We start from the raw sequence: 2,626 nt of genomic DNA, 5'->3' as shown, positions 1-2,626 counted from the left end.
GAGGAACCTCCGCGAACTCATAAAACTACTGATACAGGGTTTGTGGGCATTATTAGTCGGCGTTGCCAGCAGCCTGAAATATGTTTTCAAGGCCATAAAAATTGTAGCCGTATATACTTTTCAATCATGGGGAGCCATAAAACAGGATGCAGAAAGAAGAGATAGAAAAGAAGAGGAAACCGGGAAGCCAAGTCGGAACAAACTCAGAAGATAGAGTAATTGAAAGGCCCTACAAAAATTTCACTGGCCAGGAAGTGCGTCCTTACGGAAGGTCTGGGGTTCCTAAAAAGACGGTATTTAAAACGACAGACCCTATCGATACATGCCGCTATAGAGACGCCTACGATCGGAAGATCTTTGACGAACTTTTGTTTCGTAACGTAATCATCAAAGGCCTTGCAAGAGGGCGTCAACCGTATTTGCCGGGGAGAATTGTATTAAAAAACTGCGCTCAGGGTTGCCGATTCTGCCCGCATGCGGTGACATTCCGATTACCCAATCGCAAACAAACCAAAAAACCCACGGCATCACTGATGCTGGCGGCGGCGCCGGAATCGGAATGGCGCAGAAAAAGCCATCCAGGGCTGGCTAACACGCCTCTCGGAACACAGGCAAAACGCATCAGAAAAATATTGTTGGAAGAAGAAAAAGTCAAAAAACTGGTCGCAATAGAGACGGAAATCATGGCATTTACCGACATCAGTATCGATTTCCTGATGCGGTATTTCGCAGAGCGGGAGCCATCAGTTCTTCAACCGTATGAGGCGTATTTTTTCTGCCGGCACGACCTCCGGGATGCGGATATCTGCGGTCCGTACCAACCGCTCTGGGGCATGCGTATGGACATTTTGCTGTCCATGCTGCGGGTGGCGTACCGGGTCATGCGGTATCGATTGTTCGCTTATTACGGGCAGGTTTTGGGGAACCGCAGAAAAGAATGGTCAGGCCTGATCATGCCATCACCAATGGGGCGAAGTGTCATGGATGTCCCGCGCTGGCATTGGGTGTACATATTCTATGTGCATAAGTATGGGAATCTCACCGAGAAAAGGCGCAAGGAGCTGCGGCGTAATGGTGAAGTATACGGAGTGCGGAACATGCCGCCTTCGGGACCGGATTACAAGGTGCTTGGCGACCCTGATCTGGCCAGATTTCGTCGGGCCATCCTGTCAGCCAAGGAAGATTTTGATTACTTCAACGCCATTGGGAAAGAAGCAGACCGCCTCTTGTGGCAAACAAAGAAACACCTATGGGACACTAGAGTGGATACCAAAAATGAAAAAAGTCCATGATAGTCGGATAAAGCAATATGTGCAGCACTGGTTGAAAAAAACAGCTTTATTTGGTCATATTTATGCCATAAAGAAGCCGCTAGAAAGCCAACAAGAGGCCATCATAAGACCATCAGGACGCCTATAAGCGGCCAGTAAAACACCACAAATATTTACTAAATACAATAAATACAAAAACATAGAGTGTAAAACAGGCGTGATCTTAATGGCAAATAACATTATCAGCATTGCCGAATAAAGACAAAAAGCATAAAGTAAGAAAGAAAAAACCATGATAGTCGGTTAAAAGGAAAAAGAGGGATGAAGGGTTGAAAAAATTACGGGTGCAGATAACCACCAAGGTGAACGAAGAAGTGAAGACGCTGGCAGAGGCCCGCAAGCTACGCCAAAACCTGGTGCTTGATGCGGTTATTCAGGTGGGATTACAGGAGTTACGGTTAGGGGACCGGTACAAGCTGCTGGATTCGGGGTTGCTTGTATCCAGCCAGTTGGAAGCTGCCAATGAGCCGCAGGCACGGAGCGAAACCAGGAGTTGCACAAAGCGCACCAAGACCCAGGCTGCGAAGCGAAGCCCTCAAACGGAAACCACCTCAACCACCCAACCACCCGTCAACAAACCTACATCCGGTAAACAGCAACCAGAACCGCAAATCTCAACCACCCAGAATCCCAACCCTCTAACGGAAACCACCCCCACAACCCAACCACCAGTGAGCCTACGCATAACGCAGCAACTCTCACGCGAGCAGATACCAGCAGACGTATATGACCAACTCAGTGAATACGAGAAAGAGTGCCTGCAATACGAGGCATTTGTTCTGGATCCGGAAGAAGGCGTGATCCTGCGATCAGACCCGCCAGTAAACTCAGAAGGTATTCGTGCAACAGCCAGCGACTGGGAAAACATGAAAAGTGGATTCATAGAAGGAGATGACCCCGATCTTTTTGGCGGCATAAAATGGTAAAAACCGTGTATAATCCAAAGCACCATTTCTAGTTTTGGAGATTACGATGCAGGCGGCTGGCATAAATATCGGTTATGGATACCTGAAAATGAAAACGAAATCTGATTATTTTCAGATCGCATCCGTGGTGGAAAAGACGCGCAGGGCCAGTATGGGGTCTGTCGGCGCAACCAGAGAAACGGTAAAAGTGGTTGTCGATAATGAAATCTACGAAATCGGCGCGGACGCGCATCAACTCTCCGCCACACAAAACACGAGCAAGGCCGTTTCAGACGCATGGTACGACACTGTGCAATACCGAGCTCTCATGCAGCTGGTTATTGATAGACTGCAACAGGAATCAGAAAGCGATGGTGACAACCAATGGGT

4 protein-coding genes are annotated in these 2,626 nt (G+C 48.2%); all 4 read left to right on the top strand.

Annotated elements, in window-relative coordinates; translation table 11 throughout:
- Positions 1 to 214 (top strand): hypothetical protein (locus B1757_RS15635; protein ID WP_216360892.1); only part of this gene is annotated, 214 nt, incomplete at its 5' end.
- Entirely contained in the window at positions 147 to 1,292 is a 1,146-nt protein-coding gene (locus B1757_RS15270) for a hypothetical protein (protein ID WP_143484301.1), read from the top strand. The genes B1757_RS15635 and B1757_RS15270, both read left to right, overlap by 68 nt.
- Positions 1,293 to 1,600: 308 nt before the next feature.
- Complete coding sequence (locus tag B1757_RS14855) at positions 1,601 to 2,257, top strand: hypothetical protein (protein WP_143484300.1); 657 nt, start codon at positions 1,601 to 1,603, stop codon at positions 2,255 to 2,257.
- A 46-nt stretch (positions 2,258 to 2,303) separates the two neighbouring features.
- The coding region (locus B1757_RS14850; protein WP_143484299.1) for a ParM/StbA family protein at positions 2,304 to 2,626 on the top strand (323 nt) is incomplete at its 3' end.

Source organism: Acidithiobacillus marinus (assembly GCF_002847505.1).
Taxonomy (GTDB): Bacteria; Pseudomonadota; Gammaproteobacteria; order Acidithiobacillales; family Acidithiobacillaceae; genus Acidithiobacillus; species Acidithiobacillus marinus.
The sequence above is the reverse complement of the archived record's forward strand: the minus strand, read 5'-3'. Positions and strand labels throughout refer to the sequence as shown.